Below are 24,911 nucleotides of genomic sequence, written 5' to 3'. Positions count from 1 at the left end.
AGAGAAACCTTCTGAGCAGAGTCTCATCATGCTGCCGGAAGCAGAGCGGCGAAATGCGAGGTGCGGGTCGGGGCCAGCGGCGTTCCAGTAAGCCAAGCGTCGAGCCTGGTGAGGTTCATCGCCGCGGCGATGAGTATGTGTTGGAGATGGGTCTTGGCGGTCCCGCGGTAGCGGGATCTGCGCAGGCCAAAGCCCTTGACGCCCTGGGCGATGGTGCCCTCCACGCCTGCCCTATGGGCATAGCGCTGCTGTCATTCGTCGGTCCTTTGCCGCTGTCGTGCGCGTTGCAGGGCTTCATGCTCCTCCCGCGGGCGCAGGGTGATGCGTCGGCCTTTGGCTCCGCGTGTGCACAGCTCCCGGCTGGGGCAGTCCTTGCAGTCACGCATCGAAAAGCGCACGCGGATGACCGGAGTTCCGCCTTGATCGGTCTCATTGGCCCACGGCAGGCTGGTGGCTCCGGCGGGACAGGTCATGACGCGGTTGTCCCAGTCGATGGTGAAGTCGTTGACGGCGAAGCCGTTGGCCTCGGCGCTTTGCCAGGCGTTGTCGGGCATCATGGGTCCCAGCAGTTCGATGCCGCGGCGATCGGCGCGCGCGAGGTTGTGCGCGCTCATGTAGCCCTTGTCGGCCAGATGCACCGCCGGCGTCAGCTCGTGCGAGGCCAGGGCCTCCTGAACCAGGCCGGTGGCCTCGTAGTCGCTGCCCGGCGACGGGGCGGTGATCACGTTTGTGATCAAATGCGGGGCGTCGGTGTCGCACGTCTCGGTGAGGTGCACCTTGTAGCCGTCCCAGTGTGAGTCGCGCTTGGTTCCGGATCGGGCCTCGCCGTCGTAGGGTGAGATCTGGCGAATCGTGCCTGGCGGCTGCTCATCAGGGGTTCGCCAGCGCAGTCGATCGTCGACGGTGACGTACTGCTGGATCCATACGTGGCGCAGGGTCTGCACCGCAGGGAGGTCGCGCAGCCATCCGGGAGCGGCCTGCGAGTACACCGCGCGCAGGACGCCGTTCCCGTCGGCGCCGGTCTCGTGGCCGAGCTGGATGCGCTCAGCCTTGTTCCTGGGCAGTCGATAGTCCTCAATGCGGGCCTCGTAGCGCTCGAACCACCCACGTTCGGCCTGAGCGAGCAGCCAGTCGGGTGCGGCGGCGGCCAGCGCGTTGAGCGCGGCTCGCACCGTTTCATGCACCTGCTCCAGCCGGTTCATCGTGCGCATGGCCATGAGCACGTGAGTGGAGTCGGTCCGCTGCCGACCGCCGGCTCGTAGCAACCCGGCGGTGACGGCGCGCTCCAAGATTGTGTCGAGCAGGCTCTGTTCAAGCGATCCTGTGATCAGGCGATCACGGAACTCACTAAGCACCGAGTAGTCAAAGCCCGCGTCGGTCAGCTCCAGCCCGAGCGCGTACTTCCAGTCGATCCGCGCTCGCACCGCCTCGGCCGCCTGCCGATCGGACAATCCCTCTCCGAACTGCAGGATCGACACCAACGCCAGACGGGCAGGGGACAGTGCCGGGCGACCGCGGGTGGAGAAGGCCGCGGCGAAATCCCCATCCTGGAACAGGACACCCAACGCATCTCGTATACGAATCGCCAGGCTGCCCTTTGGGAAGGCCGCCCGCGCTACCGCCAGAGTGGCGGCCGGGATCTGGTCTGCACCAGTCGAACGCAGCGACACCCACGACTCCATCCGCGAGCAGAACGACAATAGCGGCCCCATGATCACATCCGTGATCATGGGGCCGCTGCTTTTTTGATCTACTTCGCCAACGGTGTCCCCTCCCCGGGGGAGGCGGGGTGTCCCGTTTCACCGGACCGGAGCCTTCCCCAGCGGCCGGACATGACGAACAGGCCCGTGCTTTAACAGGCTCAAACGGGCTCGGGAAAGGCATCCGCCTCATCGCCGGGACTACGAGAACGCGTAACACTCCACTTCGGCGCGCCGGTATGTCAGGCCGCCATTCACCGATTTCCTCACGCATTCACGCTCATCCGGGCTGAGTGCCAATGCGCCGCATACGTGAATGCCGGAGTATGTGCGGCAGTCCAGGTTCGGATTCTCCGCCCCGATCCGGTAGAGGTGCCCAACCGCGGCCTGGCACCCGGCGCGGAGCTGCGAGGTGTTCGCATACTGGCACTGGTCGAGGAGAGTCCGGTATTGCGATTCGCTCACCGGTGTCTTGTCCACCGCTTGAGCCGTGGTCCTGGTGATGACAAGTCCGGCCGCGGTGGCCGTGAGTAACGCCACCATAGCGATGATCTGCTTCATGACGACCCCCTGAATCAACACTATCGGCAGGGGCCGAGAAAATTTCGCGGGGGATAAGGGGCCGATTCAGGAGATCTTCACAACCCATTCCGCCAGCCGCCCCCGGCCAGGGCCGGGGGCGGGGGCCGGGCCGGGGCGGCCGTTCTCAGCCCACACCCCACAGAAAGCGGTGGGTGTGGATACCGAAGTAGGGAAAGGCGTCGACACCGATCACGCCGTCGATGTCGCGGACCACGTCGTTGATGAAGTCGAGCAGGTCGGGAGGAGAGGCGCAGACGACCTCGGCGAAGAGGCCGTAGGGGCCGGCGGTCAGGACGACGTAGATGACTTCCTCTTGCCGGGAGAGGACATCGGCGATCGCGCGCGGATCCGCATCGGCTCGGATCCCTAGAAGGGCCATGGCCTGGTTGCCCATGGCGATGGGGTCGGTGACGCCGACGACCTGGACGGCCTTCGTCTCCAAAGGTGCGGACGAACCTGCGTGAGATCCGCCGCCTTCAGCGTGAACTCGGCATCACCACGCTCTTCGTGACGCACGACCAGGAAGAGGCGCTGTCCATGGCCGACCGCGTCGCGGTCATGAACGCCGGCCGCCTGGAGCAGTGCGCCGCCCCCGCCGAGCTCTACGACCACCCGGCCACCGCCTTTGTCGCCGAGTTCGTCGGCACCAACAGCCGCATCCCGGGCCGCCTGTGCGAGGACGGCACGGTGGAGGTGCTGGGCCGCCGGCTGCCCACCGGCGGCGCCGTCGCCGTGTCCCTGCCCGACCGGCCCGTCCTGGTCACCGCGCGCGCCGAGTGACCCCGGCCGCACCGCCATACGGCGTCGGGCGTCGCCGCGCGACGTGGTGGAGACGGTCCTGGACGTCCTGGGGCGCGAGCGGTTCGCGGTCTGCCTCACCGCCGACGACACCGTGCGCACCAAGCCCGCCCCCGATCCCTATCTCGCCGCCATCCGCGCCCTCGGCGTCGAGCCCGCGGCATGCGTGGCGGTCGAGGACACTCCTACGGGCGTCGCCTCCGCCGAGGCAGCGGGCTGCAGAGTGCTGGCCGTACCGTCGCTCGCGCCCATCGCGCCAGGTGCCGGACGCACGGTGCTTCGCAGCCTGGAGCAGGCCGACGTCTCCCTGCTGCACGAGCTGGTCTTCCGAGCGCCGGCCTTCCTGGTGCCCGCCTTCACCACCCGCCGCGTCCATGTCGGCGAGCCGTTCCGGGCCACCGTCGCCGGGCTGCTACGCGGCGCGCCCGTGACATACACCAAGACCGGCGGCCCCGCCTGGGCGCGGGTCCGCGCCGACGGCGGCATCAGCGGCGTCCCGGACACGGCAGGCGAGACCGCCGTCACCGTCACCGCCACGGACGGCGAGGGGCGCACGGCCACGATCACCGTCCGCGTGCCGGTCGTCGCCGAGGACGAGCCCAAGGTACGCGAACTGCGCGTCATGAGCTGGAACCTGTGGCTCGGGGGCACCGAGGTCGACGACTACCGCGACAAGCAGCTGAGGATCCTGCTGGAGACGGACGTGGACGTGGTCGGCCTCCAGGAAGCCCACGCCCACTCCGCCAAGGAGCTCGCCGAGGCTCTGGGCTGGGACTACCACCAGGGTGGCGACAACCTCGGCATCATCAGCCGCTACCCGCTCGTCGTTCGCCACGGCGTGCCCGCGACCACCTTGCACGTCGCCATCAGCGCCACGGTCCAGCTCGGCTCGGGCAGCGATGTCACGATGTGGAGCGCCCACCTCAACTGGACGCCGTACGGCCCGTACGACGCCATCCACGACCGGCAGCCGGTCGAGGTCCTGGTCGAGCGCGAGTCCGCCGCCGGTCGGCTCGGCGAGATCCAGGAGATCCTGCGCGCCATGGGCGACGACCTCGCGGCCCGCGACACCACTCCCGTGCTGCTCGTCGGCGACTTCAATGTGCCGTCCCACCTCGACTGGACCGCCGAGGCGACGCCGCTGCACGGCGGCTACGGCCCCGTACCGTGGCCCGTCACCCTGGCCGCGGAGGCGGCCGGGCTCCGCGACTCCTACCGCGAGGCCCACCCCGACCCCATGCGAGCACCGGGCACGACGTGGTCACCCGTCATCCCAGCACCCGAGCCGCAGGACCGGATCGACTACATCCTCTACACCGGGCGCGGACTGCGAGTGCAGGACTCCACGACCCACGTCACGGGCGAGCCCCGGCCCGAGCCGGACGTCGCGGGCAACACCTGGCCCTCCGACCACGCCGCGGTCATCACCACCTTCACTCTGCGCTGAGCAGTAACGACACCGTCTGTAGGCCCTTGGCGCCGCACCGTACGACGGCTCACCCAACCGCGCCCACGACCCGACTCCGTCCCCTGTCACGCTCCCCGCACTCCGAGCCCAGGAATCCGGCATGCCGCACAGCATCAAGCACTCCACCGTCGACTTCTTCACCCACGAGGCCCTCCCCGCTCCGCGGGTGACGTCGGCCCGGGCCGAACAGATCACTGCCGAGAGCTTCGGGCTCACCGCGCGCGCCGAGCCGCTGGGAAGCCAGCAGGACGCCAACTTCCTGCTTCACTTCGACGACGGGACGCCCCCGGCCGTCCTCAAGCTCGCGAATCCGGCGTTCGGCACGACCGAGATCGACGCCCAGGACGCCGCCGCCGACCTGACCGCCGCCGACCTGACCGCCGCCGCCTGCCCCGAGCTGCGTCTGGCGACGGTGCTGTGCGATCCGGACGGCGCTCGCCGGATCGCCACCGTGGAAACCGAGCACGGGCCGGTCGTCGCGCGACTCCTGCGCCATCTGCCCGGTGGGACGCTCTCGGGTTCGCGGTACCTCTCCCCGCGCACGGTGGCAGCCATGGGTGCGATCACGGGTCACGTCACCACCGCGCTCCGCGACTTCCAACACCCGGGCCTGGACCGTGTACTGCAGTGGGATCCGCAGTACGCCGACCGCGTCGTCGACAAGCTCCTGGACCACATCCCCGAGCAGGACCGGCGTGACGCCGTCCGGGCTGCGGCCGCCGAGGCCTGGACGCAGCTCCAGAAGGTGGCCGCGCTGCTGCCGCGCCAGGCCGTCCACCTGGACCTGACCGACGACAACATGGTCCGCTCACCCGGCAGCCGCCTGCCGCTGCCCGACGGGGTGATCGACTTCGGTGACCTGACCACCAGCTGGGCGGTCGGCGAACTCGCGATGCCGCTCTCCTCAATGCTTCACCACGATGGCATGGAACCGCACCACGTCCCGCCCGCGGTCCGCGCCTTCCACGCCATCCGCCCGCTGTCCGCCGAGGAAGCCGCGGCCCTGTCCACCGCTTCACCCGCGACCGTGGCCACCGGACTCGACCTCTGGCTCGCCCGGGCGGCCGTCCTGCAGGCCCCCGCCGCCGGCGAGATCAAGGAGTCTGCGCCGGGCTGGCTCGCACTCACGGCCGACCCCTCCCCGTTCATCGGGCTCACCGGCGCGGACGCGACGCCCCAGACAGGTCTGCTGAGCCGCCGCGAGGCCGTCCAGGAGCACTACTACGACAACCCGCCGCGCATCGAACGCGGCTGGCGGCACCACCTGGTGTCCGCAGACGGCCGGTCCTACCTGGACATCGTCAACAACGTCACCCCGCTCGACCACGCCCACCCCGGCGTCGAGCAGGCCGTCTCCCGGCAGCTGCGCCGGCTCAACACCAACTCGCGCTTCCATTACGCCTCGGTGGTGGAGTTCTCCGAGCGGCTGGCGGCCCTGCTGCCCGATCCGCTGGACACCGTCTTCCTGGTCGACTCCGGCTCCGAGGCGGTGGATCTGGGTATAAGCCTGGCCATCGGCGCGACCGGGCAGCACGACGTCGTCGCCCTGCGCGAGGCCTACCACGGCTGGACGTACGCCTCCGATGCGGTCTCCACCTCGCTCCAGGACAACCCCGACGCGCTTGCCAGCCGGCCGAGTTGGGTGCACACCGTGGACTCGCCCAACTCCTACCGGGGCCGCCACCGTGGTGCCGAGGCCGCCCGCTACGCGCCCGAGGCGGTCCGGGTGATCGACGAGCTCTGCGACCGCATGCTCGATCTCGGCGTTGTCGTCCAGCCCACGGGCGACCACCTCAACATTCTCAAGATCAAGCCGCCGCTGTGCATCGACGCCGCCGCCGTGGATTTCTTCACCGACGCCCTCGGCCGCGCCCTCACCGAGCTCGGTCACGGTCCCCGAACCGGGCACAGCCGCTGAGTGCCACGGGAGTGCGAGCTCACTGGTCCCATCCCGCTGTCCAGACGCGTCCACCCGGCGGGGATCACCGCGCCCGGCCGTCTCAGGTGGCGAGGGCTTCGATCAGCCTGCGGCGCTGCTGCGCGCCGAGCCCTCCAAGGCGGCGGGCCTCGTCCACGTCGGCCTGCGCCATCAGCTGGGCGGCCTTGGCGTTGCCGATGCCGGGCAGCGCGCGCAGCGCCTGCGACACCTTGATGCGCTTGGCGATGTCGTCGTCGCGGCCGAGCAGCTGCTCAAGGCTTATCGACCCGGCTTTGACCTCGGCCAGAAGCCTGGCGCGCGCCGTTCGGGTCTCGGCGGCCTTGGCAAGGGCGGCCTGACGCTGTTCAGGAGTTAGCTTGGGCAAAGCCATGTTGTTTTCTCCGCGATTGTCCTGATTACGACGTTTTGTTACCCGCAGCGATGGGGCTAATCATCACCGCGCCATGGGAAACCGCACATCTTTCACAAACCATCACGATATGTCCGGCTGGTTACCCCGGCCTTACCTGTCTCTTCGTAGCCTCAACCTCATGGGTATCTGGCGAGGGCCGGACGGCATCGAGGTTGAGGCGATCGTGCTCGACGATCGCCCATGTCTGCGCGTGACCCGGCGCATCGGCGGGCGACGGGTGCTGCTGGCGTACTGCAGGGATGTGGGTGAAGTCGGCGAGCATGTCGACTTGGCGGAACTCATCGCGACTTAGGAATCGGCCATACGAATGACCACATCTGGATTATGGCCGAATCCGACTCGATATCGCTGTGAACTTCTGCGGTCGTTGAGACGTCGGAGTAGTCAGGGAGGCCCGTATGGAAGTTCTGGACGGCCTCATCGACGAAGATCTCCGACTGGAGCTCATCCTCATCGAGGCCCTGCACGGGGAAGCGGAACGACTCGCCGCACAGTCCGACCGCTGAACAGCGAAGGGTGCCTGTCATCGCGGGGAGCTGACAGGCACTCTCCATGCGGTCTCCGCACAGCGCCGGCGACGCTTGGTGAGCCCGCCCGCAGGCGAAGGACGAGGAACCGCCCAACGGTCTTACGCGGCCTCCACAGGCTTCACATTCCGCCAGCCCAGCGGTAGGTTTGACGGCTTGGTTCTCGCCGCCGAACAATCAGGGCCTTATCAAGTCACCGTGCAGCACCGTGCCGTGTTTCCTCTTCAGGACCAAAGCCCGGGGCCTCCACGCTCAAGGAGTTTCGATGAACAAGCGCGAGCTGATCGAGAAGGCCGCGGCAGAGGCAGGGCTCAGTCGGCGGCAGACCGCCGCGGCCCTGGAGGCGATCCTGGGAACCATCCAGACGGCCGTGGCAGCCGAGGACAAGGTCGCGATCCCCGGTTTCGGGTCCTTCGAGATCGTGCACAAACCAGCGCGGACCGGACGCAACCCGCAGACCGGCGAGCCCCTGGAGATCGCCGAGACCTGGACGGCCAAGTTCAAGCCGAGCCCCGGCTTCATGGGCCTCATCCGCCAGCGGAAGAAGGACTGACCCCGCCCTGCGGACCTAACATCATCTGATTTGATGTGATTTCCGTAAGATCGGCCGGAGAGAACCGCGATAGGTATCATCAACGCGTGCCCAAACAGAACCTGGCTCAGGTGATCATCGACGACATCCTGTCCCAGATCGCGAGGGGCGAGCTCCAACCGGGCGACACGCTCCCCATCGAGCCCGAGCTGTGCGAGCGGTACGGCATGAGCCGCAGCGCGGTGCGCGAAGCCGTGCACAAGCTGGCGGGCAAGGGCTTCGTCACCGTACGGCAGGGCAGCGGCACCCGCGTCACCCCGCGCGACAGGTGGAACGAGCTGGACGCCGACTATCTGCGCTGCGGGGTGGGCGAGGAGGGCATGCCGGAACTGGCCGGCGGGCACCTCATGGAGGCCAGGGACGCGCTGGAGCCGGTGCTGGCCGGCTGGGCCGCCGAACGGGCCACCCCCGAAGACAGGGCCAGACTGCGCGGGCTGCTCGACCAGCAGGTCGAAGCCGGCGCCCGGGACCTCGAAAGGTTCGGCGACATCGACATCGCCTTCCACACCGCCATCGCCGAGGCGACGCACAACCCGCTGCTGGTGGCCATGCACGCCGCGCTCGTCACACTGGGACACCGCTCACGATCCGTCGCGGCCCAGGTCCCCGGCAGCCCGGAACGCACGGTCGTCTGGCACACCCACATGATGGAGGCCATCGAAGCCGCCGATCCGCAGGCGGCCCAAGACGCGATGCGCATGCACATGCGGCAGGTGCGCTCCGAGCTCCACAGGGCGAAGTCCGCCGCCAGGTGAACGGGGGCGTGGACCTCGGCGACCGGCAGGCCCCACCGGTCCCGGGTCCTCAGCCGCGCACGGCCCGGGCGGACCAGCGCCCGTCGAGGCTCTCGATCCATAGCGGCCGGCCGAAGCACTCCGACAGGTTCGCCTCGGTCAGGACCTCCCCCACCCGGCCGGCCGCCTGAACGCGGGTGTCGCGCAGCAGCAGCGCATGGGTCGTGGTGGCCGGGACCTCCTCCAGGTGATGGGTGACGGTGATCGTGGTCAGCACCGGGCGGGTCGCGGCGAGGCCCTCCACGGCGGTGATCAGGTCCTCGCGAGCGGGCAGGTCGAGCCCGGCGAACGGCTCATCCAGCAGCAGGATCACCGGATCGGCCATCAGCGCCCTGGCGATCCGGATCCGGGCCCGCTCTCCCTGGGAGCAGACGCGGAAGGGCCTGCCGGCGAGGTCCTTGCACCCCATGTCGGCCAGCAGGTCATGAGCCCGTTCGTGCTGGGCCGGGCCGTACCGGTCCCACAGGGGGGCGCTCGTTCCGGTGTATCCGGTCAGGACGACGGTGTGCGCGGTGGCGTCCTCCTCCTCCAGCAGCTCTTCGTCGACGAGCCGCTGGCTGGCGGCGACCAGGCCGATGTGGCGGCGCAGCTCTCTCAGATCGACCCGGCCCAGCCGCTGGCCGAGCACGGTGACGGCGCCCTCGGTGGGATGCCGTACGGCGGCGGCCAGCGACAGCAGCGTGGTCTTGCCCGCCCCGTTGGGCCCGAGCATCACCCAGTGCTCGCCGTACCCCACCTGCCAGTCGATGCCGGCCAGGAGGGTCCGCCCGACCGCTCGCACACCGACGTCGCTCAGCTCCACCGCACCGGGCATGCGTTCGCCCACCGGTCTCCCCCTATGACTCGATACGCCTCGATACGCGCCGATTACCTTAACGGATCCTCTCCTTCGTTCCCGGTGAACGGCGAGATTCCATGATCACTCATCGGCCGCGCAGAAGGGCCGGTCAGGCCGCCGCGGAGCCAGGCCGCTCGGACAGGTTCCGGGCGGCGTCGGGGCGGGGACCGACGGAGACGTCCCGGGCGGCGTCGGAGCCGGGGCGGGCGGAGACGTCCCGGGTGGCGAGGAAGCGGGCGATGTGCTGGAAGACCCGCCGGGCCTCGGGAAGGACATCGGCGAGGATGGCGAAGACGTGGGGCATGCGGCGCCACTCCTCATAGGTGACCGGCACCCCGGCGGCACGGGCCCGCACGGCGACGCGGCGGCCCTCGTCACGGAGAACCTCCGTGGAACCGGTGACGATCATGAGCGGAGGCAGGCCGGTGTAGTCGCCGAAGACCGGGGAGACCAGGGGATCGCGGGCGTCGAGACCGGCGGTCCAGCGGCGGGCGAGCCAGTCGACGCGACCGGCCGGAATCATCGGGTCGAGCAGGCGATTGACCCGGCGGGGCACATCGGTGAGGTCGGCCCACGGCGACAGGCACACCGCGGCCGAGGGCAGCGGCAGGCCCCGGTCGCGTAACGCCAGGAGCGTGGCCAGGGTCAGATGGCCACCGGCTGAGTCGCCCGCGAACAGGATGCCGGACGGATCGTAGCCGCGCTCCAGCAGGCACAGGTAGGCGGCGATCGCGTCCTGGAGCGACTCGGCCAGCGTGTGGACCGGGCCCTGGCGATAGTCGACGGCCAGCACCGGACGGCGGGCGGCGGCCGACAGGCGCCAGGTGATCGGCCGGTGGGTCGCCGGGGAACAGAGGAAATAGGCGCCGCCGTGGAAGTAGAGCAGCACCTTGCTCTCGTCGATCCCCCGTCCGGTGCGCACCCACTCGCCCGGACACTCCCCGATCCGGTCCTGGGCCAGCCTCACGTGGTCGGGCAGGCGCAGCGGCACCTTCGCGGCCAGCGCGACGAGGCGGGAGGCGGCGACGACGCTCGCGTCGGTTCTCAGTAACAAACCGGAAATGGGCTTGAAGGTGCCGCGCATCACCGTGTTGAGGGCCGCGGCCTGCCAGCTGACGGGGTAGCCGGGGCAAACGTCCAGGTCGAGTTCATCGTGCATGGGGGCCTCCGACACGAGGATTCCCGCAGAACATCCTTCTATTCAGCCGGTAAGCGGAAGGTGACGATTACGGACATATGTCGGCCCTCCCCACAGTGCGCTTACGGCGCGACCGGTATATCCGGCAGCTTCACAAACCCGAAACAAACCCGGCCGCCGCCTCCCGGCCCGTCGTCCGCCGACCGCCGACCGCCGCCATCGGCCATCGAAAAAATCGATTGCCCCCTCCAAAGACGCCGAGGAAAATGGGACGGTTGCCTGAACGTCTTCGGGGGAGGCCGTCTTCCTGCTCTACATGCGCATCGCCGGGTACGGCTTCCGCCGTCACTCCGCCTACCGCGCCGCCGCCCTCGCCGGAGCCTTCACCAACACCGTCTTCGGGATCCTCCGCGCCTATGTCCTGATCGCCCTGTGGGAGACCCGCCCGGAACTCGCCGGATACGACGTCACGGACGCCGTCACCTTCTGCTTCCTCAGCCAGGCCTTCATCGGCCCCATGCAGATCTTCGGCGGTGGCCTGGACCTGGCCGAACGGGTCCGCACCGGAGACATCTCCATCGACCTCGTCCGCCCGGCGTCGATGCAGTTGTGGAGCCTCTCCGACGACCTCGGCCGGGCGGCCTACCTGTTCCTGCTGCGCAGCCTGCCGCCGACGGCCATCGGCGCCGCCCTGTTCGGCATCGTCATACCCGCCACCCCGGCCGCCTGGGCGTTCTTCGCCGCCAGCTTCGTGCTCGGAGTGATCGTCAGCTTCGGCTGGCGCTACCTGATCGAGCTGTCCGCCTGCTGGATCCTCGACGACCGGGGCGTCCAGTCGGTGTCGACGGTGATGACGTTCTTCCTGAGCGGCATGATCCTGCCGCTCAACCTCTTCCCCGGCTGGCTCGGCACCCTGGCCAACGCCCTCCCCTGGGCGGCGATGGTCCAGGTCCCCGCCGACGTCTACCTCGGCAAGCAGGACGTCCTCTCGGCGCTGGGATTCCAGGCCGCGTGGGCGGCGGCGCTGCTGGCCCTGGGCGCCGCGGCCACCCGCGCCGCCCGCCACAAGGTCGTGATCCAGGGTGGGTGAGAGCGCGAGCGGGCGCACGGCCGGCGGAGGAAGCAGATGATCAGGACCTATCTCCTGCTGGCCTGGACGTGGCTGAGAGCCTCGGCGCAGTACCCGGGACCATTGATCGTGATGACGCTCGGCTCGTTCGCCGTCAACGCGCTGGACGTCGCGGCGATCTGGATCATCTTCGAGCACACCGGCTCGCTGGGCGGCTTCAACCGGGCCGAGGTCATGTTCCTGTACGGCACCGCGGGCCTGTCCTTCGGGCTGGCGGACATGGCCTTCGGCAACGTGGACCGGCTCAGCCGGCACATCAGGGCCGGCACCTTCGACACCATGCTGATCCGCCCGGTCAGCGCGTTCGTCCAGATGGCCACCGACCGCTTCGGCGTGCACCGCTTCGGCCGGCTGGCCCAGGCCGTGGCGGTGCTCGGCATCGCCCTTCCCCGGCTCGACGTGGCGTGGAGCCGGGCGTGGATGATCCCGCTGATGATCGTGTGCGGGGTCGTCATCTTCACCTCGATCTTCACCATCGGCGGCGCGCTGCAGTTCCTGCTGACCGACGCGCCCGAGGTGAGCAACGCCTTCACCTACGGCGGCAGCACGCTCACCCAGTACCCGCTGAGCGTCTACAGGGGCGATCTCGTCAAGGGCGTGACGTTCATCGTGCCGCTGGCGTTCGTGAACTGGCAGCCCGCCCTGTTCGTGCTGGACCGGCAGGACCCCTTCGGCCTGCCGTACTGGCTCCGCTTCGCCGCGCCCCTCGCGGCCCTGGGCCTCGCCGTCGCCGCCGCGCTCGCCTGGCGGACGGGCATCCGCCGCTACCGCTCAACGGGGAGTTGATCACATGATCGAAGTCGACCGGGTCGGCCGCTCGTTCACCGTCGGCCGCCGCCGCTCGCGCAAGACCGTGCACGCCGTCCGGGATCTGTCGTTCACCGTGGACGCCGGAGAGTTCGTCGGCTACCTCGGCCCCAACGGGGCGGGCAAGTCCACCACCATAAAAATGCTCACCGGCATCCTGGCGCCGACCTCGGGCCGCATCCAGGTGGCCGGGCTCGACCCGACGCGGCGCCGTACGGCTCTCGCCCGCAAGATCGGCGTGGTTTTCGGCCAGCGGACGACCTTGTGGTGGGATCTGCCGCTCAAGGCCAGCTTTGAGCTGATCCGACACCTTTACAAAGTAGATCAGGTTGATTTCCGCAGGAGACTGGACGAGCTGACCGGCCTGCTCGACCTGGCCGAGTTCATGAACACCCCGGTCCGCCAGCTCAGCCTCGGCCAGCGCATGCGCGGCGACGTCACCGCCGCTCTCCTCCACGACCCCGCCGTACTGGTGCTCGACGAGCCCACGATCGGCCTCGACGTGGTCAGCAAGGCCGCCATGCGCGGGTTTCTCCGCCGCCTCAACGCCGACCGCGGCACCACGGTCCTGCTCACCACCCACGACCTGGGCGACATCGAGAAGCTCTGCCGCCGGGTGATGCTGATCGACCACGGCCGCCTGACCTTCGACGGCACCGTCGACGACCTGCGTGCCACGGCCCCGGACGAGGCCTCCATCGAGGACGTCGTCGCCCGCCTCTACACCGAGAGGACCGCAAGTCCCTGACGATCGCGCCGGCACGCCCGGCGTCCCCTTCAAAGGGCCCGGGGTTCCGCACGGCCTCCGGCGGTCCAGCCGTTCACCGAGGCGGCGGAGTCCGGCTCAGCGGTGGCTCAGAGCCTCGAACCGCTCGTACTCGTCGTCATCGTCGCGGGCCCGGCCGGCCCAGCGGGAGGGCATGAGAACGGGCAGGAAGAGGGCGACGCCGAGAAGGGCGTAGACGCCGGTGGTCAGCAGCAGCCCCATGCCGCGGCCGGACTGCACAAGCGCCTGGTGGAAGGAGGGGTCGTCGGGGATCAGGTCCATGGCTCGCCTGACGTCGAGGGCGTAGACCACCGTCCAGGACAGCAGGACCATCGACGGGACGAAGGTGGTCACCGGAGAGGCCCGGCCCGCGAGCACCAGGCCGACCAGAAGGCCGATCACCGCCATGGCACCCAGCGCGGCCCAGGTCTTCGGGCCGCTCTCAGCGGCGGGCGAGCTCAGGGCCGCCCCGCCCTCCTGCACGGCCCAGCCTCCGCCGATCAGCAGGACGGCAGTCAGGACCAGCCCTATGACCAGCCCGAAGAAATGCCGCATCGTCACCACCTCGGTTCGGACCGCCTGTCACGGTCGCGGCAACCCTAGCGATAAAAGCTGCAAAAGGGCAGGCGTCGCGGGAGCGTGAGAGCATATGGGGCACCATGCGCGCACACCTCCCGCTACGCCTCATGCGCGCGGCCGTCTTCTCGGCCGTCTGCGTGACGCTCGCCGCTCTCGGCCATCTGGCCGCGGGCGGCTCGGGGCCCGCGCCATGGGCGATGGCCGCCGGGGGCGCGGCGACCACGGCGACGGCGGTGCTGCTCGCCGGGCGCGAGCGGTCCGCCACGACGATCAACGTCGGTCTCTCGGCCACAGAGCTGTTCCTGCATGAGCTGTTCGCCTTCAGCGACCCGTCGGGGAGCTCACTGGCCGCGCACCTCCACGGGCAGGGGCTGGGCGAGAGCCTGGGCATGCTCATCGCGCACCTCACCGCGACCCTGATCACCGGCTGGTGGCTGGCCTGCGGCGAGGCCGTCCTGTGGGCGCTGCTCCGCAGGGCGGGACGGCGCCTCGGCCTGATGCTTCGCCTGCTCCCCTTCCCCGTGACGCCCGATGTTCCCGGGCGTGCGGCCTTCCCCGCCTTCGCGGTCATCCCCCCGCGGGGCGTCCTCCGCCACACCGTCAGCCGGCGCGGTCCTCCACTTCCCGCCGCCTGACTCCCCTCTCATCACCCTCGTCACCGCGAGTTCCGCGTTCCCGAAACGCGTTCCTGAAACGCGTTCCCGAAGCGCGTTCCCGAAGCCCCGAAGTGGAGAACCCCATGTCGCTTTCTTCCGCGTGCCGTCGTACGGTGGCCGTCGCCGCCGGTGTCACCGCCCTCACCCTGGGCCTGGCCCTGCCCGCCCTCGCGCACGTGACCATCGATCCCGGCAGCGCCGAGCAGGGCGGCTTCACCAAGGTCGCCTTCCGGGTCCCGAACGAGAAGGACGACGCCTCGACCAGCAAGGTCGAGGTCGCCTTCCCCGTCGACCACCCGCTCTCGTTCGTCTCGGTCAAGCCGCTTCCCGGCTGGGAGGTCAAGGTGACCGAGGGCAAGCTGCCCAAGCCGGTCGCCACCGAGTACGGCGAGATCACCGAGGCCGTCACGAAGATCACCTGGTCGGGCGGGAAGATCGAGCCCGGCCAGTTCCAGGAGTTCGAGGTCTCCATGGGAGCGCTGCCCAAGGACACCGACCATCTCGTCTTCCCCGCGACCCAGACCTACACCGGCGGCGAGGTCGTGAAGTGGGACGACGAGCCCAAGGCCGACGGCTCCGAGCCCGAACGCCCGGCTCCGGTCCTGAAGCTCACGCCCGCCCCCGCCGAGGGCGACGGCCATGGTCACGGTCACGACCCGGCCGCCGCGAACCCGGCGGCGGGCCCGTCGTCGTCGGCCACCGCGGCCGCTCCCTCGGTGCGCTCCCTCGCGGCCACCGGCGACACCGGCCACACCGCCTCTTCCGACGGCACCGCCCGGCTGCTCGGCGGCGCCGGCCTGCTGGTCGGGCTCATCGGCACCGTGGTCGGCGTGCTCGGCCTGCGCCGTGGCGGCCGCGCCTCCTGAGTCCCGGCGAAACCGGGCCCCGCGAGATCGAGATCTGACGGAACGGCCCCGCGAACCCCTTCGCGGGGCCGTTCCGTTCAGGCGACGCCGGCCTCTTCGAGGATCACCCGGGCGAGGGCGTCGGCCGCGTCGACGCGGCCGAGCGACCTGGCGGTCTTGGCCATGAGAGCGCGCGCCTCGGGATCTCCGAGCAGCGCGTCGAGCTCGGCGAGAAGCCGGTCGGCGCGAGGGCCGTCCTCAAGAAGAGCCCGAGCCGCTCCCGCCTCGGCCAGGTAGCGGGCGTTCTGGCGCTGCTCGTCTCCCGCGGACGGGACCAGGGGGATCAGGACGGACGGCTTGCCCACCGCGGTCAGCTCGGCGATGGTGCCCGCGCCACTGCGGGAGACCACGATGTCGGCGGCGGCGAACACGTCGGCCAGTTCCTTACCGACGTAGGCCACCGGCTGGTAGCGCTCCCTCAACTGGGCGGGAAGCCCGGCGGCGGCCTGTGTGAGCTGGGCGATCCAGTCGGGACCGCACTGGTGGAGCACCTGCGTCCGGGTGAGCAGCCAGGGCAGGATCTGCTCGACCATGGTGTTGATCTGGCGGCTTCCCTGGGCGCCGCCGGTCACGTAGACGACGGGCAGCTCGGGCGACAGCCGGAAGTGCCACCGGCCGGACGGGGCGTTGCCGTGCAGCAGGTGGGGCCGGACGGGGTTTCCGGTGACGACGGCCCGGCCTCGCGCCGAGGCGGGCAGGTGCTCGATCGACGACGGATGGGTGAGCGCGATCCGGGTGGCGAAGCGCGACAGGATGCGGTTGGCCAGGCCGAGCGCGGTGATCTGCTCGTGCATCACCAGCGGACGGCCGAGCATCCGGGACGCGAGCCCCAGGGGGACGCACACGTACCCTCCCGTGGAGAGCACCACGTCAGGCCGGTAGCCGGCGGCGACGCCGAAGGCCTGCAGGATCCCGACCGGGATCCGGAACATGTCGGCGAGGTTGGTGACCAGCTCGCGGGCGCTGGGCGAGCGCCGCAGCTTTCCGGCTTTGATCACCCGGAACGGGATGTCGTGTTCGGCCGCGATGCGGGCCTCCAGGCCGCTCGCCGTACCCACCCAGAGCACGTCGAGGTCGATCCCCCGCGCGGCGGTCTGTTCCCGGACGGCCGCGACGGTGGTCAACGCGGGGTAGGTGTGTCCGCCGGTCCCGCCTCCGGTGACGAGCATCCGCAGGGTTCGGCGGTTTCCGGCGTTCATACGTGCGTGTCCTCTCAGCGTTACGGTCATCGTCGTACCTCGGCCGCATCGACGTACTCGACGGCTCCGCGCACGCTACCCGGAGTTTCAACGAAGATCCAATTTGCTACGAGAGAGGAAGCCGCCCCGAACACCGGAGCGATCACCTGCCGGTGGACGGTGGCCGAGCCGCACGCTCGGCCACCGCGCCCGCTCCGGGCCCGGCAGCGGGTGGTCCCGGCCGGTCTACGGTCAGCAGGTGATGTCCTTGCCGGTGAAGCGGGCCCAGGCGGTCGAGCCGAAGACCAGGATGTAGGCGGCGAAGACCAGCAGGCCCTGGCCCATCTGGTCGGTGGCCATCGGATCGCGCAGCACCCCGTCGAAGCCGCCCCACCAGTTCATCAGCAGGTACGGCCGGAGCCCGGCGAGCTGCGGGATGGCGCCGAGCACCTGCCCGACGATGACCAGCACCACGGTCGAGGCGATGGCGCCGACGGCCACCTCGGTCAGCGTCGACAACGCCAGCGCGACGGCCGCCAGGGCCGCCATGCCCGCCGTGACGTACAGCACGACGAGGCCGATCCTCAGCAGGCCGTCGAGGAAGGGGATCGTCCCGCCGGACAGCAGGGTGATCGGGCCGACCGGGAACAGCACCAGCCCGGTGAGCAGCGCGGACAGCGCGACCGCGGTGACGGCCACCAGGCAGAAGACCACGGCGTTGACGTATTTGACGGCCAGCAGCCGGCCCCGTCCCGCCGGCGCGGCCAGCAGGTAGCGCAGCGTGCCGATGCCCGCCTCTCCCGCGACCGAGTCCGCGGCGATCACCGCGACCGAGACCGGCAACAACAGCGGCACGAGGAACGAGACCGCGACGAAGGTGAGGAAAAGCCCGTTTCCGGTGACCTGACCGATGAGCGCGGGACCCTCGCCGTTCCCGTCCGGCCCGCCGAACGCCCGCAGCGCGATGCCGACCAGCACCGGCACCAGGGCGAGCACGGCCAGCATGCCGATGTTCCTGGGCCGCCGGAAGGTCAGCCCCAGCTCCGAGCCGAGCAGCCGCAGCCATGCCCGGGGAGCGGCCGCGACCCGCGTCCGGGAAGCCGGTACCGCACTCGTGACCGCCCCGGCGACGGCCGGAACGGCCTCGGCACCGCGAGCGGGCATGGCCTCCTCCCCGCCGGCCACCGGCCTTTCCTCGCTAACCGTCGACATCGAAACCCTCCCCGGTCAGGCCCACGAACACGTCCTCGAGACTCGGCCGTTGCACGGCCAGGCCCCGCACGGCGACACCACCGGCCACCAGCGCCGCGCAGACCCGCTCCGGAGCCTCGGCGCCCAGCTCGGCGCTGACCTCCGCGTCACCGACGCGGACCTGCGGCAACCCGAGAGAGCCCAGCACGGCCGTCGCCTCGGCGGTGTCCGGGGTCTCCACCCGGATCCTGGCCGCCTCGGCGTCCCGGAGCCCGGCGATAGGGCCCTGGGCGACCAGCCGCCCGGCCCGCATGACGGCGACGTGGGAGCACATGTGCTCCACCTCGGCCAGCAGGTGGGAGGAGACGAACACGGTCGTCCCCTCGGCGGCGATCTCCTTGACCAGCCCCCGCACCTCACGCGTGCCCTGCGGGTCCAGGCCGTTGGTCGGCTCGTCGAGGATGAGCAGTTCCCGCGGCCCCAGCAGCGCGGCCGCGATCGCCAGCCGCTGGCGCATGCCCAGCGAGTAGGCCCGGTAGCGTTTGCGGGCCGCGGCGGCCAGCCCCACCCGCTCCAGGGCGAGCCCGATCCTCGCCGTGGCCGTGCGCGGGTCCGCCGCCGGATCGGCGGCGTCGTAGCGGCGCAGGTTCGCCTCGCCCGACAGGTAGGGATAGAACGCCGGCCCCTCCACCAGCGCCCCCGTCCGGGACAGCACGGCGGGCATCCCGCCCGGCATCGGAGTGCCGAGCAGTTCCCAGGTGCCCGCCGTCGGCGTGACCAGGCCGAGCAGCATGCGGATGGTGGTGGTCTTGCCCGAGCCGTTCGGTCCGAGGAAACCGAAGACCGACCCCCTGGGCACGGCAAGGTCCAGGTTGTCCACCGCCACCTGGCCGCCCCGGAACCGCTTGGTCAGCCCGCGCGTGACGATCGAGCACTCCTCCGCGGAGGCCTCGCCGGGCGGCATCGCTTCCTGGACCGTCGGCACGGCTCCCCCACTGATCTTCGCGTCCTCTGCGGCGGGCTGGGGCGCCCTCGCGGGCGCCCCAGGGCTCTCGTCGAGCTCCACGCCGTGGGTCGCGGCGGTGCGATCCCCACGGCTGCCCGCCAGGAGTCGTGTGTCTCCCGGCATCCCGCTCATTTCTGTCCGGCCGCCTCGACCAGCTTCTCGGGGGTGACCGCGCCGGCCAGCAGGCGGCCGTCGTCGGTCAGCAACACGGAGATCAGCTTGGTCTGGATGACCTTGCCGCTGCCCCACGCCCCGCTGACCGGCTTGGCCGACTTCAGCAGGGCGTCGACGATCCCGCTCGCGTCCGCCCCGCCGAACCGGCCACCGTACCGTGACGCCTCGCCCTCGGAGGCGCCCTCGGGGTTCTGCCCGCCGGGCTGTTCGCCCTGCTGCGACAGCCGGCCCTTGAGGTCCTGCTCGGACACGGGAAGCACGGCGACCGCGGTCCAGCCGTCGCCGACGACCTTGACCTTGTCCTTCAGTCCTTCGGCCCTCTCGTGCCGGGCCTTCATCCCCTGGCCGAGGTCGCCGATCGACCGTTCCTCCACCTTCGCGCCCGCGGGCGGGGTGAAGGTGAAGTTGTCCTGGGCGGGCGGGGTGAAGGTGACCGAGGTGAAGCCGACCTCGAAGGCCGGTTCGGCCGCGCTCTTGGCGTAGAGCTGGACCCGCAGCGGGACGAAGGTCTCCCCGTCGAGCGCCAGCTTGACCTCCCTGACCAGCGAGGAGCTGTCCTTGGGCGCGAGGACGAGCTGGTAGGCGGGACGGTCGGCCACCTTCTCGTTGTTGGTCACGCTGACCACCGTGTCGGCGTCGGCGTTCTTCAGCACCTCCTGGGCCACCTGCTGCGGGGTCGTCGCCGAGGGCACGGCGTTCTCGGGCCTGGCAGGCGGCAGTTCCCCGCCGCTCGCCTTGATCCGGGTGGCCTTGTTGGCATCGCTCTCCCACAGCCAGATCTGGTCGCGGTTGACGATCAGGTCGGTCTCGCTCATCCGCCCGGGGAGAGCGAGCCGGACCTGACCCGCGCCGCCGTACCAGACCTTGATCTCGTGGGAGCCCGCCAACAGGGTGGCGGGCGAAGCACCGCCCATGCCCGACATATCCGGCAGTCCGGGCAGGCCGAAGGACGCGGTCTGCATCAGGGTGCCCGACATGGGCTTCATACCGGCCCTGGTGGCCTGGGCGGCGTCGGCGAGCAGTTGCTCGGCGGTGCGCTCGGGCAGCGCCGGATCCCCCTGAACCGCGGCGATGACCGGACCGGCGGTGATGGCCCCGGCCACCAGCGCCATCGCGGCGATCGGCACCCCCCACCTCACGACGCGGCCCCGTCTCGCTTGCTCTGACATGTCACTCCTTCACGGTATTGCGTCGATCACTGTCATCCGCAGCTTGCGTGAAAGGTCCTGTGCCGAAGCTGAGACAGACTGAGAGGGCTCACAGGGTTCTCAGCCGCCTCTCAGGTCGGCTGGCCGAAGATGGAACCTCGACGAAGGAGGTGGCATGCGGGTTCTCGTCGTGGAGGACGAGCGGCGGATGGCCGCGGCGCTCCAGCGCGGGCTCCAGGCCGAGGGGTTCGCGGTCGATCTGGCGCACGACGGCGAGGAAGGTCTGCACCTGGCCAGGCACGGCGACTACGACGTGGTCGTGCTGGACATCATGCTGCCCAGGCTCTCCGGCTACAACGTCTGCAAGCAACTGCGGGCCGAGGAGAACTGGGTGCCGATCCTGATGCTGTCGGCCAAGGACGGCGAATACGACATGGCCGACGGTCTCGACCTGGGCGCCGACGACTATCTGACCAAGCCGTTCTCCTACGTCGTGCTGGTGGCCAGGCTGAGGGCGCTGCTGCGGCGCGGTGCGAACCGGCGCCCCGCCGTACTGCGGGCCGGAGACCTGTCACTGGACCCCGCGCGACGGCGGGTCTCGCGGGGCGAGAAGCCGGTGGAGCTGACGCCCCGGGAGTTCGCGCTCCTGGAATACCTGATGCGCCGCCACGACGAGGTGGTCTCCAAGGTGGAGATCCTGGAACACGTCTGGGACACCTTCGACACCGATCCCAACGTGGTCGAGGTCTACGTGGGCTACCTGCGCCGCAAGATCGACGCGCCGTTCTCCAGGAACGCGCTGCAGACGGTGCGAGGGGCCGGATACCGGCTGGCCGGCGATGGAGGCTGACCCGCCCGCGCGGGGAAGGCGGCGCCCGGTCGGCTGGTGGCGGCGGAAAAGCCTGCGCTTCCGGCTGACCGCGGTGGCCTCGGCCGTGCTCGCGGTCGCGCTGGCCGTCTCGGCCTGGGTGATGGTCGGCGTGCTCGGCAGGTCACTGATCTCCGCCATCGACGACTCGATCTACCAGCGGGCGCGGGAGACGGTCTCGCTCTCCGACGCCGAACGGCTGCCGGACGAGCTGACCTCGCCCGACGGCACCCTTCTGCAGGTCATCGACGGCGCCGGGCGGATCACCCACGCCACCACCGGCACCGACCGGCTGGTCCCGCTGCTGGACGCCCGGGAGCGGGCGAGGGCGATCCAGAAGGGCCAGGCGCGGTTCCTGGACGGCCAGCCGTACGGGATCCCGCACGTGCTGCGCGTGCGGGTGCTCAGCGCCGACCGGAACCGCACGGTGATCGCCGCGCGTCCCTTCAGCGAGGTGCAGGCCAGCATCACCACGACCGGGCACGTGCTGCTCGTCGGCACGCCGCTGCTGCTGGTGCTGCTCGCCGGGGCCAGCTGGGTGATCATCGGCAGGACCCTGCGGCCCATCGCCTCGTTGCGCCGGGGCGCGGAGGAGATCACCGACACCGCCCGCTCCCGGCGGTTGCCGGTGCCCGAGGCCCGTGACGAGGTGCACAGCCTCGCCGTCACGCTCAACGACATGCTGGCGCGGCTGGAGAAGGCCGACGCCCGGCAGCGGGCCCTGGTCTCCGACGCGGCGCACGAGCTGCGCAGTCCGCTGGCCAGCATCCGGCTCCAGCTGGAGGTGGCGCTCGGCCATCCGGAGGGACAGGATTGGCGGGAGACGGCCGAGGGTGTCCTGGAGGACACCATGCGCCTGGCCCGGCTGGCCGAGGACCTGCTCGCGCTCGCCCGCCTGGACGAGCGCGGCGGCGCCCTGGCCCGCAGGGAGCCGGTGGAGCTGGACCAGCTGGTCCCCCAGACCACCGAGCGGTACGGCGAGGCCGTCACGGTGAAGGTCGGGCACGACCCGATCGTGGTGACCGGGGACGCGCTGGACCTGGGACGGGTGCTGGTCAACCTGGTGGACAACGCGTTGCGGCACACGGTCGCCCCGGTGGTGGTCGAGCTGCGGGCCGCAGGCGCCGACGCGGTGCTGACCGTCACCGACGACGGGCCCGGCATCCCCGAGGCCGACCGGGAGCGGGTCTTCGACCGGTTCACCCGCCTGGACAGCGCGCGCAGCCGCGACGACGGCGGAGCCGGGCTGGGCCTGGCGATCGTCCGCGAGACCGTTCACGCCCACGGCGGCGCGGTGCACCTGGAGGACGCCTCCCCCGGTCTCCGGGCGGTGGTGAGACTTCCGCTTTCTTGACCGAGGATTGCCCGTCTGATGATTGGCGGCGGCACGTTCCAGATTTAGCGTCACTTCCATGACTTCCGCTGACGGCGGCCAGCGGGAGCTGATCCTGCGGGTCGCGACTCGACTGTTCGCTGCGCTGGGCTACGACTCGACCTCCACCAGCCAGATCGCCGAGGCCGCCGGTCTGAACGTCGCCAGTGTCAACGAGCATGTCGGCAGCAAGCGGGAACTGTATCTGGCGGTCATGGAGCGCTCGAACCGGGCCGAGCGCGCGTCGATGGAGGGAGCGATCAAGGGGCCCCCGGCGAGGAGCCCCGAGGAGACGGCGGTCGCCGTCCACCGCGTCATCGACCGCTACCTCGATTTCTGCCTCACCCATCCCGAGGTCCCCGCGCTCTGGATGCACCGGTGGCTCTCCGACGCCAGCGACGTCACCGAGCTGGAACGGCAGTACGTCCAGCCGCTGATCAAGCTCGTCGCCGACGCGTTCGGCCCGGCGATAGCCGCCGGGTACATCGACTCCGACACCGACGTGGAGTACGTCCTGCAGTCGGTGATCTGGTCGGTGCACGGCTTCGCCCGGGGCGGAGTTCTCGACGCGGAGGGCAACCGCAGGGGCACCGAGGACCCGGAGGCCCTGCGCAGGTTCCGCACCTACCTCCACAAGATGATCCATCGCACCATCGGCCTTCCCGGAAACCCTCCCTGACCCAGGCGCTCCGCCGCCCCCGGTTCCGCCCGTGGACGGCCGCCTGGCCAGGCCCTAGGGTCGGCGGCACCTGATCTTCCTTGCGGCTCCGCGACCGCTGTGCCGCTCGCTCCGGCTTGCGCAAGCCGTACCCCCCGAAGGAGATTCATGAGCCTGCCCGAGAAGGGCCGCGGCCTTGAGGAGCTGCTCGCCGAGATCGCCCGGATCAAGCAGGAGGACCTGCCGGTGCGCGGAGGCAAGGTGACCGCGTACGTGTACGACACCGGGCGGCCGGAGGTGCACGAGGCCGCGTCCCGCGCCTACTTCGAGATGCTGGAGGTCAACGCCCTCGATCCGACGGCGTTCCCCAGCGTGGTGGAGATGGAGAGGCAGGTGGTCGGCGCGGTCGCCGGGCTGCTCGGCGGAGGTTCCGGGATCTTCACCAGCGGCGGCACCGAGTCGGTCATGCTGGCCGTGAAGGCGGCACGGGACTCGCGGGCGGTCGGGGGCCGTCCCCGGATGGCCGTCCCGGTCACCGCGCACCCGGCCTTCCACAAGGCCGCGCACTATCTGGGACTGGTGGTGGACGCCGTGCCGGTGGATCCGGTGACGTTCCGGGCGATCCCGGCGGCCGTGGAGGCCGCGATCACCGAGGACACCGTGCTGGTGGTCGTCTCGGCGCCGTCCTACCCGCAGGGCGTGGTGGATCCGGTCGCCGAGATCGCCTCGATCGCCTCCGCCCGCGGCGTGCCCTGCCATGTGGACGCCTGTGTGGGCGGGTGGCTGCTGCCGTGGCTGCGCGAGGCCGGAGCGCCGGTTCCGCCGTTCGACCTGTCGGTGCCCGGAGTCACCTCGCTCTCCTGCGACCTGCACAAGTTCGGCTACTCCCCCAAGGGCGCCTCGGTGGTGCTGTTCGCGGATCCGGAACTGCGGCGCCGGGCGTACTTCGCGTCGGCCTCATGGCCCGGCTACACGATCGTCAACGCCACGGTGCAGAGCTCCAGGTCCGCCGGTCCGCTGGGCGGCGCCTGGGCCACCCTGCAGGCCCTCGGCCGGGACGGTTACCTCGAACTCGGCCGCGCCACCCTCGCGGCGGCCCGCCGGCTCCGTGAGGGCATCGCCGGGATCCCCGGTCTGCGGGTGCTCGGCGACCCCGAGTCGGCTCTGGTCGCCTTCGGCTCGGACGAGGTGGACGTGTTCGTGCTGTCCGACGAGGCCAGGAAGCGCGGCTGGTTCCTGCAGCCGCAGCTCTCCTACGCGGGCATCCCGGCCAATCTCCACATCACGGTGACCGGGGTGACCCTCCAGGGCGTGGAGGCGATGCTGGAGGTGATCGCGCGGTCCGCCGAGGCGGCGCGGGAACGCGGTCCGGTCACGCTGCCCGAGGGGCTGGTGGAGCTCATCGCGGGCCTGGACCTCGACGCGCTGGACGACGGCACCTTCGGCGAGCTCGCCGCGTCCGTCGGGGTGGATCTCGGCGGGTCCGGCCAGCCGGAGATGGCCGTGGTCAACGCGGTCCTGGACGCGCTCCCGGCTGACAGGCGTGAGGCGATCCTGCTCCGCTTCCTGTCGGTGATCTACACCTGACCGTGTGCGACGAGAGTAGATAACAAATTAATTTACTCCTGTAATGATATTGCGGTAAATATCTCGTCAGCCGACGATGGGAATACCCCTCCCGCCGGT

At 70.4% G+C, this 24,911-nt stretch carries 25 protein-coding genes and 1 pseudogene; 15 read left to right on the top strand and 11 right to left on the bottom strand.

Annotation, left to right across the window (positions count from 1 at the left end):
- Positions 1-26: 26 nt before the first annotated feature.
- The 3 genes and pseudogenes from ACFY2X_RS09000 to ACFY2X_RS08990 all read right to left on the bottom strand — a co-directional run bounded on the left by ACFY2X_RS09000 (position 27) and on the right by ACFY2X_RS08990 (position 2,724).
- Positions 27-1,670 (bottom strand): annotated as a pseudogene (locus tag ACFY2X_RS09000) (IS1182 family transposase).
- A gap of 231 nt (positions 1,671-1,901) precedes the next feature.
- On the bottom strand, positions 1,902-2,261 hold the full coding sequence (locus tag ACFY2X_RS08995) for a hypothetical protein (protein WP_389934595.1): 360 nt from the start codon (positions 2,259-2,261) through the stop codon (positions 1,902-1,904).
- Positions 2,262-2,406: 145 nt separating this feature from the next.
- A complete protein-coding gene (locus ACFY2X_RS08990; protein WP_389934592.1) occupies positions 2,407-2,724 on the bottom strand; it encodes an Lrp/AsnC family transcriptional regulator in 318 nt (105 codons plus the stop codon).
- Between the two features lie 2 nt (positions 2,725-2,726).
- Between ACFY2X_RS08990 and ACFY2X_RS08985 the strand changes: the two genes are divergently transcribed.
- The 3 genes from ACFY2X_RS08985 (at position 2,727) to ACFY2X_RS08975 (ending at position 6,466) form a co-directional block, all read left to right on the top strand.
- Positions 2,727-3,062, top strand: a complete 336-nt coding sequence (locus tag ACFY2X_RS08985; protein ID WP_389934590.1) for a hypothetical protein — start codon at positions 2,727-2,729, stop codon at positions 3,060-3,062.
- Positions 3,063-3,105: 43 nt separating this feature from the next.
- On the top strand, positions 3,106-4,527 hold the full coding sequence (locus ACFY2X_RS08980) for an HAD-IA family hydrolase (protein WP_389934588.1): 1,422 nt from the start codon (positions 3,106-3,108) through the stop codon (positions 4,525-4,527).
- Positions 4,528-4,648: 121 nt separating this feature from the next.
- Complete coding sequence (locus ACFY2X_RS08975; RefSeq protein ID WP_389934584.1) at positions 4,649-6,466, top strand: aminotransferase class III-fold pyridoxal phosphate-dependent enzyme; 1,818 nt, start codon at positions 4,649-4,651, stop codon at positions 6,464-6,466.
- 82 nt (positions 6,467-6,548) lie between these two features.
- Here ACFY2X_RS08975 and mihF read toward each other — a convergent pair whose 3' ends face one another.
- A complete protein-coding gene (gene mihF / locus ACFY2X_RS08970; protein WP_389934581.1) occupies positions 6,549-6,857 on the bottom strand; it encodes an integration host factor, actinobacterial type in 309 nt (102 codons plus the stop codon).
- Positions 6,858-7,017: 160 nt separating this feature from the next.
- On the opposite strand from mihF, the gene ACFY2X_RS08965 reads away from it, so the two are divergent.
- From ACFY2X_RS08965 to ACFY2X_RS08955, 3 genes are all read left to right on the top strand, one after another.
- Entirely contained in the window at positions 7,018-7,191 is a 174-nt protein-coding gene (locus tag ACFY2X_RS08965; RefSeq protein ID WP_389934578.1) for a hypothetical protein, read from the top strand.
- 500 nt (positions 7,192-7,691) lie between these two features.
- A complete protein-coding gene (locus ACFY2X_RS08960; RefSeq protein ID WP_031163487.1) occupies positions 7,692-7,979 on the top strand; it encodes an HU family DNA-binding protein in 288 nt (95 codons plus the stop codon).
- 86 nt (positions 7,980-8,065) lie between these two features.
- The gene (locus ACFY2X_RS08955) at positions 8,066-8,773 is read left to right on the top strand and encodes a FadR/GntR family transcriptional regulator (protein WP_389934574.1); all 708 of its coding nucleotides are present in this window, start codon (positions 8,066-8,068) and stop codon (positions 8,771-8,773) included.
- 49 nt (positions 8,774-8,822) lie between these two features.
- Here the strand turns inward: ACFY2X_RS08955 and ACFY2X_RS08950 are convergent, their stop codons facing one another.
- Positions 8,823-9,626, bottom strand: a complete 804-nt coding sequence (locus ACFY2X_RS08950) for an ABC transporter ATP-binding protein (protein WP_389934795.1) — start codon at positions 9,624-9,626, stop codon at positions 8,823-8,825.
- 133 nt (positions 9,627-9,759) lie between these two features.
- Complete coding sequence (locus ACFY2X_RS08945) at positions 9,760-10,809, bottom strand: alpha/beta hydrolase (RefSeq protein WP_389934572.1); 1,050 nt, start codon at positions 10,807-10,809, stop codon at positions 9,760-9,762.
- A 295-nt stretch (positions 10,810-11,104) separates the two neighbouring features.
- Here ACFY2X_RS08945 and ACFY2X_RS08940 point away from each other — a divergent pair, with 295 nt between their 5' ends.
- From ACFY2X_RS08940 to ACFY2X_RS08930, 3 genes are read left to right on the top strand one after another with little or no spacing between them, the layout of a single operon-like run.
- Positions 11,105-11,878, top strand: a complete 774-nt coding sequence (locus ACFY2X_RS08940) for an ABC transporter permease (RefSeq protein ID WP_389934569.1) — start codon at positions 11,105-11,107, stop codon at positions 11,876-11,878.
- Positions 11,879-11,914: 36 nt separating this feature from the next.
- On the top strand, positions 11,915-12,703 hold the full coding sequence (locus tag ACFY2X_RS08935; protein ID WP_389934567.1) for an ABC transporter permease: 789 nt from the start codon (positions 11,915-11,917) through the stop codon (positions 12,701-12,703).
- Between the two features lie 4 nt (positions 12,704-12,707).
- A complete protein-coding gene (locus ACFY2X_RS08930) occupies positions 12,708-13,472 on the top strand; it encodes an ATP-binding cassette domain-containing protein (protein WP_389934564.1) in 765 nt (254 codons plus the stop codon).
- 96 nt (positions 13,473-13,568) lie between these two features.
- Here the strand turns inward: ACFY2X_RS08930 and ACFY2X_RS08925 are convergent, their stop codons facing one another.
- Entirely contained in the window at positions 13,569-14,045 is a 477-nt protein-coding gene (locus tag ACFY2X_RS08925) for a hypothetical protein (protein WP_389934561.1), read from the bottom strand.
- A gap of 104 nt (positions 14,046-14,149) precedes the next feature.
- Between ACFY2X_RS08925 and ACFY2X_RS08920 the strand changes: the two genes are divergently transcribed.
- Positions 14,150-14,704, top strand: coding sequence for an MFS transporter (locus ACFY2X_RS08920; protein WP_389934559.1), 555 nt, complete (start codon positions 14,150-14,152; stop codon positions 14,702-14,704).
- Between the two features lie 104 nt (positions 14,705-14,808).
- A complete protein-coding gene (locus tag ACFY2X_RS08915) occupies positions 14,809-15,591 on the top strand; it encodes a YcnI family protein (protein ID WP_389934556.1) in 783 nt (260 codons plus the stop codon).
- A 77-nt stretch (positions 15,592-15,668) separates the two neighbouring features.
- Here the strand turns inward: ACFY2X_RS08915 and ACFY2X_RS08910 are convergent, their stop codons facing one another.
- The 4 genes from ACFY2X_RS08910 to ACFY2X_RS08895 all read right to left on the bottom strand — a co-directional run bounded on the left by ACFY2X_RS08910 (position 15,669) and on the right by ACFY2X_RS08895 (position 20,348).
- Positions 15,669-16,829, bottom strand: coding sequence for a glycosyltransferase (locus tag ACFY2X_RS08910; RefSeq protein ID WP_389934553.1), 1,161 nt, complete (start codon positions 16,827-16,829; stop codon positions 15,669-15,671).
- A gap of 231 nt (positions 16,830-17,060) precedes the next feature.
- Positions 17,061-18,020 (bottom strand): ABC transporter permease, encoded by a 960-nt coding sequence (locus ACFY2X_RS08905; RefSeq protein WP_389934550.1) that lies wholly within the window; start codon positions 18,018-18,020, stop codon positions 17,061-17,063.
- Positions 18,007-19,128, bottom strand: a complete 1,122-nt coding sequence (locus tag ACFY2X_RS08900) for an ATP-binding cassette domain-containing protein (protein ID WP_389934548.1) — start codon at positions 19,126-19,128, stop codon at positions 18,007-18,009. Before ACFY2X_RS08900 ends, ACFY2X_RS08905 begins: the two co-directional genes overlap by 14 nt.
- 5 nt (positions 19,129-19,133) lie before the next feature.
- Entirely contained in the window at positions 19,134-20,348 is a 1,215-nt protein-coding gene (locus ACFY2X_RS08895) for an outer membrane lipoprotein carrier protein LolA (protein WP_389934545.1), read from the bottom strand.
- Positions 20,349-20,502: 154 nt separating this feature from the next.
- Between ACFY2X_RS08895 and ACFY2X_RS08890 the strand changes: the two genes are divergently transcribed.
- The 4 genes from ACFY2X_RS08890 to ACFY2X_RS08875 all read left to right on the top strand — a co-directional run bounded on the left by ACFY2X_RS08890 (position 20,503) and on the right by ACFY2X_RS08875 (position 24,812).
- Positions 20,503-21,177, top strand: coding sequence for a response regulator transcription factor (locus ACFY2X_RS08890; RefSeq protein WP_389934542.1), 675 nt, complete (start codon positions 20,503-20,505; stop codon positions 21,175-21,177).
- Positions 21,167-22,549, top strand: coding sequence for a sensor histidine kinase (locus tag ACFY2X_RS08885; RefSeq protein ID WP_389934539.1), 1,383 nt, complete (start codon positions 21,167-21,169; stop codon positions 22,547-22,549). The genes ACFY2X_RS08890 and ACFY2X_RS08885 overlap by 11 nt, the downstream gene beginning before the upstream one ends.
- A gap of 58 nt (positions 22,550-22,607) precedes the next feature.
- The gene (locus ACFY2X_RS08880) at positions 22,608-23,246 is read left to right on the top strand and encodes a TetR/AcrR family transcriptional regulator (protein WP_389934537.1); all 639 of its coding nucleotides are present in this window, start codon (positions 22,608-22,610) and stop codon (positions 23,244-23,246) included.
- A gap of 147 nt (positions 23,247-23,393) precedes the next feature.
- Positions 23,394-24,812, top strand: a complete 1,419-nt coding sequence (locus tag ACFY2X_RS08875; protein ID WP_389934534.1) for a pyridoxal phosphate-dependent decarboxylase family protein — start codon at positions 23,394-23,396, stop codon at positions 24,810-24,812.
- The last annotated feature ends 99 nt before the right edge of the window (positions 24,813-24,911 follow it).

The sequence above is a fragment of the Streptosporangium sp. NPDC000396 genome (assembly GCF_042898655.1).
GTDB lineage: Bacteria > Actinomycetota > Actinomycetes > Streptosporangiales > Streptosporangiaceae > Streptosporangium.
Note: the sequence above shows the minus strand (reverse complement) of the source record. Positions and strands in the feature narration are given on the sequence as shown.